The sequence below is a fragment of the Rhodococcus sp. P4_F3_2 genome (assembly GCF_056401335.1).
Genome location: NZ_JBFUJN010000012.1, coordinates 62,389 through 77,539 on the forward strand (window position 1 = coordinate 62,389; position 15,151 = coordinate 77,539).

Here is a 15,151-nt window from a genome sequence, read left to right on the forward strand (position 1 = left end):
CGGTGGTCCTCGTGCTATTCGATTTCAGCTTGTCGTCATACCCGTCACGACTTCTCGAGGTACTCGATCCGGTCGGAGTCCAGGGCAGCGGTCACCATGGAAGCGAGGGCGGGATGATCCTCGAGCGACGGATCGGAGTCGACGATTCCCTGAGCGAACTCCCTGGCGGACTCGAGGATGTCTCCGTGGGCCATGAGGGAAAGCAGTCTCAGATTCGAGGTTGTGCCCGACTGCGCCGCACCGAGAATGTCTCCTTCACGTCTGGTCGCGAGGTCGAGTTGCGCCAGTTCGAACCCGTCGTTGGTCGCTGCCACCGCCGAGAGCCGCTCGTACGCCGGTCCGCCGGGATTGCTTCCGGTGACGAGGATGCACAGCCCCTGGTGCTTGCCTCGACCGACTCGTCCGCGCAGCTGATGGAGCTGACTGACGCCGAACCGCTCGGCGTCGACGATCACCATCACCGTCGCATTCGGAACGTCCACACCGACTTCGACGACAGTCGTACAGACGAGGACGTCGATGTCACCGACGTTGAACGCGCTCATCACGACGTCTTTTTCGTCGGAAGGCAGTCGACCGTGCAGCAACCCGACTCGCAGATCAGCCAGCGGGCCACTCGACAGCTCTTCGAAGACGTCGACTGCCGACTTGGTCTCGGGCTGTTTCTCCTCGGTGAACTGGTCCTCACCGGCACCCTGCTCACCGTCGCCGATGCGTGAGCACACGACATACGCCTGACGGCCAGCGGCAACGTCCTCACGGATTCGTTCCCATGCGCGATCCACCCACTGCGGCTTCTGCTTCGCGGGCACGACGCTGCTCTTGATCGGGGTTCGCCCACGCGGTAGTTCCCGCAGAGTCGAGACCTCGAGGTCGCCGAGCACCGTCATGGCGATGGTTCGCGGAATCGGCGTTGCCGTCATCACCAGCAGATGCGGACTCAGACCTTCACGGGCACGTGATCGCAACTGATCACGTTGCTCGACGCCGAAGCGGTGCTGCTCGTCGACGACAACCATGCCGAGGTTGAAGAACTCCACGTTGTCCTGGATGAGCGCATGGGTACCGATGACGATCCCGGCATCGCCGGTCACGGCTTCGAGCAGCGCTGCGCGCTTCGCAGCGACAGGCAGCGAGCCGGTCAGAAGGGCGATACGGGTGGAATGTTCGGCCGAACCGAGTTCACCGCCTGCGGCCAGCGGGCCCATCATCTTGCGCAGTGATCGCGCGTGCTGATTTGCCAGGACCTCGGTCGGTGCGAGCAACGCGCACTGATAACCGGCGTCGACGACCTGCAGCATCGCGCGCAGAGCCACGATGGTCTTGCCTGACCCGACCTCGCCCTGAAGAAGCCGGCTCATCGGGTGTGGGCGAGCGAGGTCGCTGGAGATCTCCTCCGCGACTGCTTGCTGTCCCTCCGTCAGAGTGAACGGGAGCATCTCCTCGAACTGGTCCGCGATCCCGCCGGCAACCGGAGCGCAGGCCGGTGCCACACGCTCGGAATTGTCGTGACGACGCATCGCGAGAACCAACTGCAGAGACAGCGCCTCGTCGAAACGCAGACGATCCTGAGATCGTTCGATGTCCTCCTTGGTATCCGGGAGGTGAACGGTACGCAGCGCCTCGTCCAAACCGATGAATCCGTGCTCGGCCCGAGTCTCGGCGGGCAACGGCTCCTCGATCGGATCGAGTTGGTCGAGCACTTGCCGCACGCACCGCATGATGGTCCAGCTCTCGACCTCGCGGGTCGCCGGGTACAGCGGGATCAATGCGCGGTCGAAGACGGACAGGTCGAGTTCGGCGCCGGGATCCTGGTTTGCGCGAGCCAGACCGGCAAGGTCACCGGCCCCCTTGATGGATGCAAGCGGAACTACCGAATCCTCCTCGCCGACACGAGGTTCCGGGAGAATCAGGTAGCTCGGGTGGGTGAGAGACCACTTGCCGCGGAAGTACTTCACCGTCCCGGAGAACATCGCGCGCACGCCGGGCTTGATGACGTGCCGCACCTTCTGCGGGTTGAAGAACGTGACGTCGACGGTCTGCGAATCAGTCGCGAGCGATACTCGCAACATCTGCCCCGGACGGTTCTTCATCTTCACGACCGCCGCCGACGCCACCCGCGCGATGATGGTGATGTGCTCACCTTCGGGCGGCTCCTTCTCGGCAAGTTCCTTGCCTGCCGACGCGTACCGGTGTGGGTAGTGACGCAGCAGGTCCTCGACCGTCCGAATCTCGAATGCCTCGTCGAGCGCGTCCGCGGTCTTCTTTCCCAGCAGCCGATCGAGTGGGTCGGCGAGCGTCGCCATCAGTTCCTCCAGCACAGTGTCGCGGTAAGCACATGTGTTCGTATATCAGTAGTCACCGACAGACCCGATTCGATCACTCCACACCCAACTGGAACAGGTCACCCGGCTGATCACCCTGATAGACGAGCACGTCGACGCCCGGATGGTGCGCGATGACGTGCGCCTCGAGCTGCCCGGCCAGGTCGTCCGGCGCGTCGGCGCCCATGAGTAGGGTCACGAGTTCGCCACCGGATCCGAGCGCGAGGTCGACCAGTCGCGCACTCGACTCCGCGACGTCGGGACCGATGAGCACCACCTCGTGCCCCATCAGACCGATCGCGTCACCCGGATCACACGTCCCGACGTACGTCAGCGAACGCTCGACCGCAATTCGCAATGATCCCCAGCGCGTCGCAGCCGCCGCCTCGGACATCGTGAAGCCGTCGTCGGCGACGTTGCGTTGAGCGTCGTGAACGGCAAGTGCGGCCAAGCCCTGAACCATCGACGATGTCGACAGCAGCAGAACCTGGTGAAGCGGATCGCGTGCAGCGGCACTGACTGCGACCAGTTCCTGAGCCGTCAAGGCTCCGTTCGGCAGCACCAGAACTTCACTTCGCTCCATCTGACGAATGCGGCCGAGCAGTTGCGCACGTGTCACCGGCGCGTCGTCGCACCGAAGAACCGTCGCACCCTCACTCTCGAACAACGCCGCCGCACTCTCACCGGCGACGACGGCCAGAACGCCGCGGGCACCGGCACCCGGGAATCGCCTCTCCGCCCGTGCCACCAACTGGTCGCGTTCGTCGACGAGAAAACTGCTGATGCGAATACCGTGGACCTTCCCGGCTTCGAGGCCGGCTTCCACGGCTGCACCGGCATCGCAGCAATGCACGTGCACCGACCAGCCACCGAAGCCGTCGCTGACGATGACCGTCGAATCTCCGAGGACGGACAGTCGCGTGCGCAGCGCCGTCATGCGATCGTCGTCCGAGTCGTCGACGAGGTACATGACCTCGAAATCCTGTTCCGAGTGATCACCACATTCGATCGGGCTCTTGTGAGCCCAATCGTGATCGAATGCGCTGACGTCGACAACTGCGCTCGACCTCGGGTCCGGCGTCCCCAGATCCTCGCGAACCTGCGACTTCCCGGTCACCACCTCGACAAAAGCGTCGAGGATCAGAACCAGACCGAATCCCCCGGCATCGACCACCCCGGCCGACGCCAGAACGTCCAGTTGCTCCGGGGTCTTGTTCAGCGCGATCGCAGCCGCATCGGCAGCGGCGGCAACCACGGAAGCAAGATCCTCGCCGCTCGGCGTCCTGGTGTCGACGCACTCCTGCGCTGCCTCACCCGACGCGCGCAGAACCGTGACGATGGTGCCTTCCACCAGATCGGAGACAGCCCGAGAAGCCAGCCCCGTCGCCGTGGTCAGTGAGTTCGCAAAGCTACGGCCGTCGATGTGCTCGCCTTGAACGCTCTCCGCGATACCCCGGATCACCTGGGAGAGGATCACTCCGGAATTACCCCGTGCACCGGACACCGCGCCCCGAGCCAGCGCGTTCGCGACGCGGCCTGCACTGCGGACGTCGTCCTCGATCGTCTCGGCGGAATCGAGCGCGGCCCGCATCGTGAACAACAGGTTGGTGCCGGTATCCGAATCAGGGATGGGAAAGACGTTGAGGCTGTTGATCTCACCGCGACGTTTCTGGAGGCTGTCGACCGCCCGGCGGGCCCAGCGCCGCAGCAGATGTCCGTCCGCGACGGATTCCGCTTCTTCGGCGACGCGTTGCACTTCCCCCACTGACGGTTCCCCTCCACGATGGACAGACAGACGATGGAAAGACTGACGATGAAAAAGAGATCGGTGATCGGTGCAGTCGAGGGTAGTCCGACGCTTCTGCGCAACCGTCATTACCGGGCGGTTTGGCCATTCGGGCCGGAAGCGGTTACTCTTACACGGTTGCCTCGAACGGGCTACACGAAATAATGCTGCACTTTGTTTGTTGCGGATTGACTGTTTTCACGTTCGACTGCACAGTGAGCGGTCAAGGATCGGTTCGAAGTCGAGTATATTCGGATTGTAATTCTGGCTGCCCTACCGTGTAGGGTAACCACTTCAATATTCATTTCTAACAAGGAGTTCGCGACTATGGCTGCCGTCTGCGACGTATGCGCCAAGGGGCCCGGCTTCGGTAAGTCGGTCTCGCACTCGCACCGGCGTACCAATCGTCGCTGGAACCCGAACATTCAGTCTGTTCGTACCGAGGTTGCCCCGGGTAACACCCGTAAGGTCAACGTGTGCACCTCCTGCCTGAAGGCAGGCAAGGTCGCTCGGGGCTGATTGCCCGAGCACAAACTATTGCAGGCTCTGCCCCCGTCACTTCGGTGACGGGGGCAGAGCTGTTTCTATGTGTCTGTATCTATGTGTCCCCGTGTTTCGTATGGCTGTCCGACACCCGTAATGTGCGTTGAGTGACTTCCATCGATGACCTGAGCAAAGTGACCCTCGACGAGGGCGTACTCCGCATCACCATTTCCACCGCCGCCAACGGCACCTCCCTCGACGACGAAGGACTGGTTCAGGGCGCGCAGGCGCTCGAGACAGTCGGAAACGACATCGGGAGCATCCTTCTGGTCGGCGAAGGCGCAAACTTCTGTGCCGGCGGCAACGTCCGTGCGTTCGCCGCAGCCCCTGACCGCGGCGAGTACGTCGCCGAGGTTGCCCGTGTCTTCCACGTGTTCGTTCGCGCGCTCGACGCCGCGACCGCTCCAGTGGTGGCCGGGGTCCACGGATGGGCTGCCGGCGCCGGAATGAGCCTGGTCTGCCTCGCCGACGTCGCAATCGGCGGCACCGGCACCAAGCTCCGCCCCGCGTACCCCTCCATCGGTTTCACCCCGGACGGCGGAATGTCGTGGACACTCCCCCGCATCGTCGGCGTGGCACGCGCTCGCGAGATTCTTCTCAACGATTCGGTGATCGGTGGCGACGAAGCCGTCCGCCTGGGGATCCTCACCCGACTCGTCGGCGACGACGAGGTCCAGGAAGAGGCAGCTCGCCTCGCCCGCGCTTTGGCCAACGGACCGAGTACGTCGTACTCGGGAATCAAAGCACTGCTGCGTTCGTCGCGGACGAACTCGCTCGCCGAGCAACTCGACGCCGAGGCTGCGTCCATCGCCCTCGCGGCGAACAGCCCGATCGGGCGCGAGGGTGTCGACGCATTCGTCGACAAGCGTCGCCCCGATTTCACTTCCGCAAAGCAGGCCTAGTCAGCTGGCATGCCGAATGTCGTGTCACGACGTTCGGCATGCCAGGTGAGTGCAGGCGCAGTTCGATCAGCCCAGATTCCAGTCGACCGGGTCGGCCCCGAGTCCGGTCAAGAGTTCGTTCGCACGACTGAACGGGCGCGAACCGAAGAAGCCGCGCGAAGCCGAAAGCGGTGACGGGTGCGCTGATTCGATGATCGGTGTGTCGCCCAGCATCGGCGCGATAGTGGCCGCGTCACGACCCCACAAGATCGCCACCATCGGTGACGACCGCGCCACCAAAGCGCGGATAGCCTGCTCGGTCACCGGCTCCCAGCCCTTCTTACGATGAGAAGCGGCTTGACCCGGCTGCACGGTGAGTACGCGATTGAGAAGCAGCACACCTTGTTTCGACCACGGCGTCAGATCGCCGTTCGGCGGTATCGGCAACCCGAGATCCTGGTGATACTCCTTGTAGATATTACCGAGACTTCGTGGAACCGGCCGCACGTCCGGGGCAACCGAAAAGCTCAACCCGACAGCATGACCGGGCGTCGGATAGGGATCTTGACCGACGATGAGCACCCGAACGTCGTCGAACGGGTTCGTGAATGCACGCAAGACGTTCTCTCCCGCAGGCAGATACTCCCGTCCCGCAGCGATCTCTTCGCGCAAGAACTTACCCATCGCGGAGATCTGCTCCGAGACCGGTTCGAGTGCCCGCGCCCACCCTGGATCGACGATCTCTGCAAGCGGCGCCATCAGTCGAGCCTGCGCAACGCGTCGCGGTAGTACGCCGCATTGGCTGCGTACATCTTGACGTTTCCGTCGAGGTGGCCGAGCGGAACTTCGTATCCCGCACGGACCTTGGCGGGCACACCGAGTGCCATGCTGCGCGGGGGAACCTGCATCTTGTTGGCCACCACCGCACCCGCGGCGACAATCGACCCCGTCCCGATCACCGTTCCGTTGAGAACCACGGATCCCGATGCGATCAGGCAGTGGTCCTCGATGGTCGACCCCTCGATGTGCGCGTTGTGGCCCACCACGCAACCGGAACCGATGACAGTCGCATCGATGGCGGTGCAATGGATGACAGTTCCGTCCTGGATGTTGGATCCGGTTCCCACCGAAATGGTTCCGTAGTCACCACGCAATACCGCCTGCGGCCAGATCGAGGTGCCCACCGCGAGAGTCACAGCGCCGATCACCACCGCGTCCGGGTGAACGTATGCGTCCGGATGAATGTCCGGAACTCTGTCTCCAAGTGCATATACAGCCATGAAAGCAACCTATACCGCGGTGGTGCCGGTGGTCGAAAAGCTGTGCCATCCCCCGCCGCTCTCGCGAAGTGCACCGTCGACGCTCACGCCGGAACCGGCCGCAACCGAACCGATCACAGTCCAACCCGACGGAATCTCGACCTCAGGCCCGAAAGTTGCTGCAAATCCGTGATCTTCACCACCGGAGAGGATCCAGTCCAGCGGATCGACGTCGAGCGCCTCGGCCGCCGATGCGACATCGGATGAGGTGGGAACCGCGGCCGAGACGATGTCGAACCGCACGTGCGAGGCCTCTGCGAGATGTCGAAGGTCCGCGATCAATCCGTCGGATACGTCCGTCATGGAATGTGCTGATTCTGCGGCGTCCCATGCCGATTGATACGGCGGATTCGGAACACGATGAGCGGCAAGCAGATCTGGAAAGCTTTCGGCCTCGTCGAGCAATACGGCTTCGTCGAGCAGTAGAGCCAACCCTGCTGCCGAGCAACCGAACAACCCGGCGACCGCGATCTTGTCACCGATCTTTGCTCCCGAACGCAGAACTGCCGGACGGCCACCCAGATCGCCGAGCACGGTCACCGACACCACGACTACCGGCGACTGGACCAGGTCACCGCCGACCACGCCGGCCCCCAGATCAGTTGCCGCGTCCCAGATTCCCGCGGAGATTGCGTCGATCACGTCGACCGGAGTCGAAGGCGGGCATCCCAGAGACACGGTGAATGCCGTCGGCCGTGCTCCCATCGAGACGACGTCCGCAGCGTTCTGTGCCACTGCCTTTCGGCCGATGTCGCGTGGCGAAGACCAATCCATTCGGAAATGCCGACCTTCGACCAGCATGTCGGACGAGACAACCACACGGCCGTCTCCGGACGTCACGATCGCGGCATCGTCGCCCGGCCCCAGTTCGGTGGTGACCGGTTGGATTCGGCCGACCAGAGATCGCGCGATCACGTCGAACTCCCCCACCTGTTCAACAGTGTGCTCTGACCCGAACTCCGATGATGCTGTGAACTCAGATGATGCAGCGAACTCAGATGATGCGATGAGTGTCTCCAATGCCGACGCAATTCGCTCGTAAGCGGCCTGCGGTACCTTCTAGCTGTGGTCGTGAATGCTTCTGCAAGCTCACGCGTGTGTCGGCAATCCTACCGATTCACCGACGTGCCCTGCGAAGTGACGAGACCGCTGATCGACTGGACCAGGACCCGAGCGAAGAACTGAGCATGGCAGAAAACACCTCCACCGCAGACAACGCCGACATCGACCCCGATAGCGACGACGATCCGTCCGAGCGCCGCAGTCCGGCGCTGATCGCCACCGCCATCGCGCTCCCGGTAGCCCTGATCGTCGGAGTGGTGATCGCGGCCGTCGTAGCGGGAAACAACCCTGAACTCTCGCCGGTAGCGCTGGGACCCGTACCGGCACCGGCAGCGGAGTCGGAGGCCTGCGTTTCCCTCCTCGGTGCGCTCCCCGACAAGATCGACGACTTCACGAAAGCCGAGTTGGTTGACCCCGCTCCGGCTGGAGCGGCAGCTTGGCAGCGCAGCGAAGGTGAGCCGATCGTGTTGCGCTGCGGGCTCGACCGTCCGACCGAGTTCGACCAGGCTGCAGCACTTCAGGTTGTGAACGGTGTCCAATGGTTCCAGGTCTCGGGAACCGACGTCGGTCTGGCTGCGAGCACTTGGTTTGCCGTAGACCGCGGTGAGTACATCGGTATCACGATCCCCGACGGGACCGGCCCGACGCCGATTCAGGAGATCTCCGACACCATCACGGCGACTCTCGAACAGAAGCCCCTCGACCCGGCGCCGGTCGCGGTTCCCTGATCAGCGAAGTCCGGTACCGCGAGCGATGGCGGTGTCGACCAGTGTCGAAATCAAAGTGCGGTAATCGATTCCGGTGGCGTTCCACATCTTCGGATACATCGAGATGGAAGTGAACCCGGGCATCGTGTTGATCTCGTTGATCACCGGGCCGTCAGCCGTGACGAAGAAATCGACTCGCGAGAGTCCCTGGCAATCGAGTGCCTTGAACGCGCGGACTGCAAGCTCCCTGATCTGGTCGCTCACCGACTCGTCGAGTTTCGCGGGGATGTCGAATTCGCAGACGTCGTCGAGGTACTTGGTGTCGAAGTCGTAAAACGCGTCCGAATCGGTGTCGGAATCCGGCATCCGGATCTCAGCGACCACACTCGCCTTGACGTCACCGTTCGCGAATTCGAGGACGCCGCATTCCACCTCACGGCCGATGATCGCGCCTTCGACGATCACCTTGGGATCGTGCAGGCGCGCATGAGCGATCGCCCCGTCCAGACCGTCCCAATTGCTCACCCGGGTGATGCCGATGGACGAACCACCACGAGCGGGCTTCACGAACACGGGAAGGCCCAACTCCGCCTTCTGCTCTTCGGTCAGCGTTGCGATTCCCGGTCGAAGCACGACCTGCACTCCGACGGGAAGTCCTTCAGCGGCAAGAAGCTTCTTCGTGAACTCTTTGTCCATGCCGGCGGCGCTGGCCAGGACTCCGGGTCCGACATACGGAACCCCGGCAAGTTCGAGCAATCCCTGAATGGTGCCGTCTTCGCCGTAAGCCCCATGCAGAACGGGGAAAACGACGTCGACCGACGCGAGCACAGCACCGGCGTCGGAGCCGTCGAAGGAGATGACCTCGCCCTCGCGGGTGGGGTCCGCGCTGAGGACCACCGACGTTCCGTCTTTGTCGACCGACGGCAACGCGCGCCCGCTGATCGCGAGGGAGCTGGGGTCGCTCGACCCGAGGACCCAGGAACCGTCGACTGTGATGCCGATCGGTACGACGTCGTACCGATCCGGGTCGAGGTTGCTCAGGACGCTTCCGGCGGAAACACAGGACACTGAATGCTCATTGCTCCGGCCACCGAAGATCACGGCCACGCGGGTACGGCTGCTGTTCACGCGTCAAACCGTACCGCCGAATCGACTTCGGCACGCGATCGGGCCGGGCCGGAAATCATCGACGTGGTCCGCTCACGCGTCGAGCGCGCGCTCGATGTCGGCCAGGAGATCGGCGGTGTCCTCGATGCCACAAGCGATTCGGACAAAACCCGCACTGACCGGATCGCCCCAGCGCGCACGACGATCCGCCGTCGTGTGGATCCCACCGAAGCTGGTGGCGGCCGTGACGAGATTGCTCGCTTCGACGAACGAGTGGAATGCTTGAGCCGAATCCAACTCGACGCTCACCAATCCGCCGAATCGTTTCATCTGACCGGATGCCGTTGTGTAGGACGGGTCACCGCGAAGGCCGGGATAACGAACGGACCGGACCGCTTTGTGTCCGGCCAACATCTCTGCCAGGGCCAGCGCGTTGTCGCACTGACGCCCGAATCGCAGGCCTGCCGTGCCGAGACTCCGGTGCGCAAGCCACGTCTCGAAGGGGCCGAGCACTGTTCCCGAAAGAAGTCGCTCACGCTCGATCCGCTGACTCACCGCCGCATCGGAAGTAGCGACGTAACCCATCAGGAGGTCACTGTGCCCGCTGAGTGCCTTGGTACCGCTGGCCACCACGACGTCGGCACCCAATTCGAGCGGGCGCTGCCCCAGCGGTGTCGCAGTCGTGTTGTCGACGATCAGCAGCGCACCCGCTCGGTGGCACACGTCGGCGAGCACGCGAAGGTCGACCACGTCCAGCACCGGGTTGGACGGCGTCTCGGCGACGACGACCACGCGACCCGGTGACGCGTCGAGCAGTTCCCCGAAACTCGCGTCGCCCATCTGCAGGGTCGAGACTTCGCGAACGGTGATTCCCAACGGAGCCAACCGTTCGTTCGCGTACAACCGCACCTGGTAGTACCCGTCCGAGGGCACGACGACGGTATCCCCGGCGACGAGCACGCTGCGCAAGGTCGCGGTGATCGCAGACATCCCCGACCCCATGACGAGTGCGTGGTCCGCTCCTTCGAGCGCCGCGAGCGCCGATTCGAGTCCGCGCCAACCCGGGTTCGACGCTCGAGCATAGGTATCGGACTCGGAGCCTTCGTCCACCGAAAGTTGGTACGGCGCAGCAAATATCGGACCCAGCTGCATGGGCTGACCCGCAGCGTGTTCGCGCGCAACGGCGCTCACACTGCGCGTCGAATCCCCGTAACCCTCGAAATCACTCACATTAATTTCACTCATTCCGGCTTCGTCCGGCGTCCGAGCAACTGACCGATCGCATCGCTGACGGCCATGCCTTCGTGGCACACCCGATGGACCGCGTCGGTCAACGGCATCTCCACGTCGTAGCCGGCAGCGAGTGCGCGTACCGACGTACACGACTTCACGCCCTCGGCGACCTGACCGTTGGTTGCCTTCTGTGCCGACTCCATCGACCCGCCCCGTCCGAGTCGCTCTCCGAACGTCCGGTTTCGCGACAACTCGGACGTGCAGGTCGCCACCAGGTCACCGACGCCCGCCAAGCCTGCAAGCGTCGACGCCTTGGCGCCGAGCGCGACACCGAGCCGAATCGTCTCGGCGAGACCACGGGTGATGATGCTGGCAACCGTGTTGTCGCCGAATCCACTACCGGCGGCCATGCCGCAGGCCAGCGCGATCACGTTCTTGCACGCGCCACCGATCTCGCAACCGATGACGTCGGAGTTGGTGTACGGCCTGAAATAGCCGGTAGCGCAAGCATCCTGGAGAGCGAGGGCACGCGAGGAATCCGAGCAGGCGATCACCGTGGCCGCTGGCTGCCCGCTGGCGATCTCGTGTGCAAGATTCGGGCCCGAGAGCACCGCGACGCGCCCCGGTTCCACGCCGGTCACCGACACGATGACCTGGCTCATGCGCATGAGCGTCCCGGTCTCGATTCCCTTGGCCAGACTCAGCAGAGTCGCATCGGGTCCGATCGAGCCTTTCCACTGCTCCAGGTTTCCCCGTAGCGACTGCGAGGGAACCGCCAGCACGATGAAGTCAGCGCCTGCCATCGCCTCCTCGTGGTGGTGGGTCGCGCGAATCGACGAAGGCAAAGCAATGCCTGGCAGATAGTCGCTGTTCTCGTGCGTGGTGTCGATGCGCTTCGCSACCTCTTCACGCCTGGCCCACATCGTCACGTCGGTTCCGGCCTCGGCCATCACCTTGGCCAACGCTGTTCCCCACGAACCTGCGCCCAATACAGCTGCCTTACTCACACGCTCACCCCGTCTACCCGGCGAAGCGGGTCGCCGCCAGAAAAATCGTCTGCACAGAGTATCGCCTGTGGTGCACTGCGGTGGGCAGCCGCGGACACCGAGCGTGATGACTGGCAAGATCGAGGGATGGACAGCGCGGAACCCCCGTACCCACACGTCGTGGAGACACCGCATGCGCGCACGGAGATCGAACGCCCCATGCATGCGATAGTGGCCGTCAAGTCCTTGAGATCGGCCAAGTCCCGGCTCGCGGGCGAACTCGACGCGGACGCGCGTGCAGACCTCGTGTTGGCCATGCTTCACGACACCCTCGCGACCGTTGCCGCCGTCTCTGCCATCGACACCGTCACGGTGGTCACCCCAGACCCGACCGTTGCCGCTCTTGCGTATTCCGTCGGCGTGACGGTCTACGCCGATCCAGCTCCCCACATCTCGCTGACCAACGGCGCCTCACCGCGCGCGGAGGAAACCCTCAACGCAGCGTTGAGTGCAGCGGCCGCCGATATCCGAGCCAAACGCGGAGTGGTCGACCTCGTTGTGCTGCAAGCCGACTTGCCCGCGATGCGACCGAGCGAACTGACGGAGGCCGTGGCCGCCGCCCGAAGCGGTGGACGTTCAGTCGTCGTCGATCACCACGGCACCGGCACTTCCGCATTGTTTGCGTGTGGCGAGAGTGCGCTCGACCCCCGATTCGGTCCGGAATCCGCACGGGGACATGCTAATTCAGGTGCTCGTCCACTCAACGGCCAATGGCCGGGACTGCGCACCGACGTCGACACCCACGCCGATCTCGACACCGTGCGCGCACTGGGAGTAGGCCCCGCGACATTGGCTTCGTTGACCAGACTCAAGGCCACGCCGTCGAACAGTCGATGAATTTTCTTTCATCGATTGTCGGACCGCGCGATTGTGGGGGATGATCGACGAGTGAGCAATGGCGAAGCACTCGAAAACCGTATTTCCGAAGACCAGTCGGACGGAGACCACAGCTCCGGCCGGCACGAGAACGGCGCGGCCACCTCGCCGCGATCTCAGGCCGTCGCGGTCGCCACCAACATCCCGGGCGCTCCCCCTGCAGCTACCAAGGCAGAGCTACCCGAATTGCTCGTCGGACTTCCCGAGGATCGTTACCTCAACCGCGAACTCAGCTGGCTCGATTTCAATGCCCGTGTTCTCGCATTGGCTGCCGACGAGTCACTGCCGTTGCTCGAACGCGCAAAGTTCCTCGCCATCTTCGCTTCCAATCTCGACGAATTTTTCATGGTACGGGTCGCCGGACTCAAGCGCCGCGACGAGACGGGACTGTCGGTCAGGTCCGCCGACGGCCTCTCCCCACGCGAACAATTGGCGCTCATTGCGCGTCGCACCCAGGAACTCGCCGACAAGCACGCACACGTGTTTCTCGACTCGGTCCGCCCTGCCCTGGCGGCAGAAGGCATTTCAATTGTTAGATGGGCCGACCTCAGCGCCGACGATCACGGCCGGCTATCGGCGCATTTCCACGAGCAGGTCTTCCCGGTACTGACGCCGTTGGCAGTCGATCACGCCCACCCGTTCCCCTACATCAGCGGACTGAGCCTCAACCTCGCCGTGACAGTGAAGGACTCCGTCACCCGCGGCGAACACTTCGCTCGCGTCAAGGTTCCCGACAACGTCGGCCGGTTCGTGCGAGTCAAGAGCACGACGTCTTCGTCCACCATCGATTCGTTCCTCCCGATGGAAGAACTGATTTCGGCTCATCTCGACGTGCTGTTCCCCGGAATGGAAATCGTCGAACATCACGCCTTCCGAATCACACGCAACGCCGATTTCGAGGTCGAAGAGGATCGGGACGAGGATCTGCTGCAGGCACTCGAACGTGAATTGGCGCGTCGTCGTTTCGGTTCGCCCGTTCGCCTCGAAGTTGCCGACGACATGACCGAGCACATGCTCGAACTGCTTCTGCGTGAACTCGACGTCGATCCGGCTGACGTGATCGAGGTTTCCGGGCTCCTCGACTTGTCCTGCCTCTGGCAGGTTTACGCCGTCGATCGCCCGGCGCTCAAGGACGCTCCGTTCGTCCCGGCGACGCATCCGGCGTTCGGCGAGCGTGAGACACCGAAGAGTGTGTTCTCGACCCTGCGCGAGGGCGACGTGCTCGTCCACCACCCTTACGACTCGTTTTCCACCAGCGTTCAACGCTTCATCGAACAGGCTGCTGCCGACCCGCAGGTACTCGCGATCAAGCAGACCCTGTACCGAACTTCGGGCGACTCCCCCATCGTCAACGCACTGATCGACGCCGCCGAGGCCGGCAAGCAAGTTGTTGCCCTCGTGGAGATCAAGGCGCGCTTCGACGAGCAAGCCAACATCAAGTGGGCACGCAAACTCGAGCAGGCCGGCGTTCACGTCGTCTACGGTCTCGTCGGTCTCAAGACTCACTGCAAGACGTGCCTCGTCGTCAGGCGCGAAGGTTCCACAATTCGTCGCTACTGCCACATCGGCACCGGCAACTACAACCCGAAGACCGCGCGCATGTACGAGGACGTCGGATTGCTCACCGCAGCACCGGAGATCGGTGCCGACCTCACCGACCTCTTCAACTCGTTGACCGGATACTCCCGCAAGACGAGCTACCGCAACCTTCTCGTCGCGCCGTACGGGGTTCGCCGCGGGATCATCGAGCGGATCGACAACGAGATCGCCCACAAGCTCGCAGGCCGCGATGCCGGTATCCGCTTGAAGGCCAACGCATTGGTCGACGAGCAGGTCATCGACGCGTTGTACCGCGCGTCCAAGGCCGGTATCCCCGTCGAGATCGTGGTCCGCGGAATCTGCGCGCTCAAGCCTGGTGTTCCGGGCCTCAGCGAAAACATCGAAGTACGTTCCATTCTCGGGCGGTTCCTCGAACACTCGCGAATGTTCCACTTCCGCTCGGCCGACGAATTCTGGATCGGCAGCGCAGACATGATGCACCGCAACCTCGATCGCCGCGTCGAGGTCATGGTGCAGGTCAAGGATCCGAAACTGTCGAAGCAACTCGGTGACATCTTCGATTCCGCGCTCGATCCGCGAACTCGCTGCTGGGTACTGCATCCGGACGGCAGTTGGGTAGCTGCCCCCGAACGCGGTGAGGACGTACGTGAGCATCAACAGTCGTTGATGCGCAGCCGCACCGCCAGCGGGTCTTGACGGGCTCGGAT

Annotated in this window: 13 protein-coding genes; 5 read left to right on the forward strand and 8 right to left on the reverse strand. The window is 63.5% G+C overall.

Features of this window, described 5'->3' with window-relative positions:
• Nucleotides 1-44: 44 nt before the first annotated feature.
• Both recG and AC1DWA_RS14395 read right to left on the reverse strand, forming a co-directional pair.
• Nucleotides 45-2,306: an ATP-dependent DNA helicase RecG gene (recG, locus tag AC1DWA_RS14390; RefSeq protein WP_029255116.1), complete on the reverse strand. Its 2,262-nt coding sequence runs from the start codon at nucleotides 2,304-2,306 to the stop codon at nucleotides 45-47.
• Between the two features lie 73 nt (nucleotides 2,307-2,379).
• Nucleotides 2,380-4,089 (reverse strand): DAK2 domain-containing protein, encoded by a 1,710-nt coding sequence (locus AC1DWA_RS14395; RefSeq protein WP_378666151.1) that lies wholly within the window; start codon nucleotides 4,087-4,089, stop codon nucleotides 2,380-2,382.
• A gap of 348 nt (nucleotides 4,090-4,437) precedes the next feature.
• Here AC1DWA_RS14395 and rpmB point away from each other — a divergent pair, with 348 nt between their 5' ends.
• Together rpmB and AC1DWA_RS14405 are read left to right on the forward strand one after the other, a co-directional pair.
• Nucleotides 4,438-4,629, forward strand: coding sequence for a 50S ribosomal protein L28 (rpmB, locus tag AC1DWA_RS14400; RefSeq protein ID WP_003942669.1), 192 nt, complete (start codon nucleotides 4,438-4,440; stop codon nucleotides 4,627-4,629).
• 131 nt (nucleotides 4,630-4,760) lie between these two features.
• The gene (locus AC1DWA_RS14405) at nucleotides 4,761-5,555 is read left to right on the forward strand and encodes an enoyl-CoA hydratase-related protein (protein WP_019747947.1); all 795 of its coding nucleotides are present in this window, start codon (nucleotides 4,761-4,763) and stop codon (nucleotides 5,553-5,555) included.
• Between the two features lie 66 nt (nucleotides 5,556-5,621).
• Here AC1DWA_RS14405 and AC1DWA_RS14410 read toward each other — a convergent pair whose 3' ends face one another.
• Genes AC1DWA_RS14410 through AC1DWA_RS14420 form a run of 3 tightly spaced genes read right to left on the reverse strand, consistent with a single transcriptional unit; the run spans nucleotide 5,622 to nucleotide 7,873 of the window.
• Nucleotides 5,622-6,293 (reverse strand): uracil-DNA glycosylase, encoded by a 672-nt coding sequence (locus AC1DWA_RS14410; RefSeq protein ID WP_477845818.1) that lies wholly within the window; start codon nucleotides 6,291-6,293, stop codon nucleotides 5,622-5,624.
• On the reverse strand, nucleotides 6,293-6,814 hold the full coding sequence (locus AC1DWA_RS14415; protein ID WP_477845817.1) for a gamma carbonic anhydrase family protein: 522 nt from the start codon (nucleotides 6,812-6,814) through the stop codon (nucleotides 6,293-6,295). The genes AC1DWA_RS14410 and AC1DWA_RS14415 overlap by 1 nt, the downstream gene beginning before the upstream one ends.
• A 9-nt stretch (nucleotides 6,815-6,823) precedes the next feature.
• A complete protein-coding gene (locus AC1DWA_RS14420; RefSeq protein WP_477845816.1) occupies nucleotides 6,824-7,873 on the reverse strand; it encodes a thiamine-phosphate kinase in 1,050 nt (349 codons plus the stop codon).
• 77 nt (nucleotides 7,874-7,950) lie between these two features.
• On the opposite strand from AC1DWA_RS14420, the gene AC1DWA_RS14425 reads away from it, so the two are divergent.
• On the forward strand, nucleotides 7,951-8,643 hold the full coding sequence (locus AC1DWA_RS14425; RefSeq protein WP_078377411.1) for a DUF3515 domain-containing protein: 693 nt from the start codon (nucleotides 7,951-7,953) through the stop codon (nucleotides 8,641-8,643).
• Here AC1DWA_RS14425 and AC1DWA_RS14430 read toward each other — a convergent pair whose 3' ends face one another.
• The 3 genes from AC1DWA_RS14430 to AC1DWA_RS14440 all read right to left on the reverse strand — a co-directional run bounded on the left by AC1DWA_RS14430 (nucleotide 8,644) and on the right by AC1DWA_RS14440 (nucleotide 11,969).
• Nucleotides 8,644-9,750 (reverse strand): D-alanine--D-alanine ligase family protein, encoded by a 1,107-nt coding sequence (locus tag AC1DWA_RS14430; protein WP_019747943.1) that lies wholly within the window; start codon nucleotides 9,748-9,750, stop codon nucleotides 8,644-8,646. It abuts the gene before it with no gap.
• Nucleotides 9,751-9,822: 72 nt separating this feature from the next.
• The gene (locus AC1DWA_RS14435; RefSeq protein ID WP_060938661.1) at nucleotides 9,823-10,974 is read right to left on the reverse strand and encodes a cystathionine gamma-lyase; all 1,152 of its coding nucleotides are present in this window, start codon (nucleotides 10,972-10,974) and stop codon (nucleotides 9,823-9,825) included.
• On the reverse strand, nucleotides 10,971-11,969 hold the full coding sequence (locus AC1DWA_RS14440; protein WP_019747941.1) for an NAD(P)H-dependent glycerol-3-phosphate dehydrogenase: 999 nt from the start codon (nucleotides 11,967-11,969) through the stop codon (nucleotides 10,971-10,973). Before AC1DWA_RS14440 ends, AC1DWA_RS14435 begins: the two co-directional genes overlap by 4 nt.
• A 126-nt stretch (nucleotides 11,970-12,095) precedes the next feature.
• Here AC1DWA_RS14440 and cofC point away from each other — a divergent pair, with 126 nt between their 5' ends.
• Both cofC and AC1DWA_RS14450 read left to right on the forward strand, forming a co-directional pair.
• Nucleotides 12,096-12,845, forward strand: coding sequence for a 2-phospho-L-lactate guanylyltransferase (gene cofC / locus AC1DWA_RS14445; RefSeq protein ID WP_024487353.1), 750 nt, complete (start codon nucleotides 12,096-12,098; stop codon nucleotides 12,843-12,845).
• A 51-nt stretch (nucleotides 12,846-12,896) separates the two neighbouring features.
• Nucleotides 12,897-15,140 carry an RNA degradosome polyphosphate kinase gene (locus tag AC1DWA_RS14450; protein ID WP_003942685.1) on the forward strand — a complete coding sequence of 748 codons (2,244 nt, stop codon included), beginning with the start codon at nucleotides 12,897-12,899 and terminating at the stop codon, nucleotides 15,138-15,140.
• Nucleotides 15,141-15,151 lie beyond the last annotated feature (11 nt).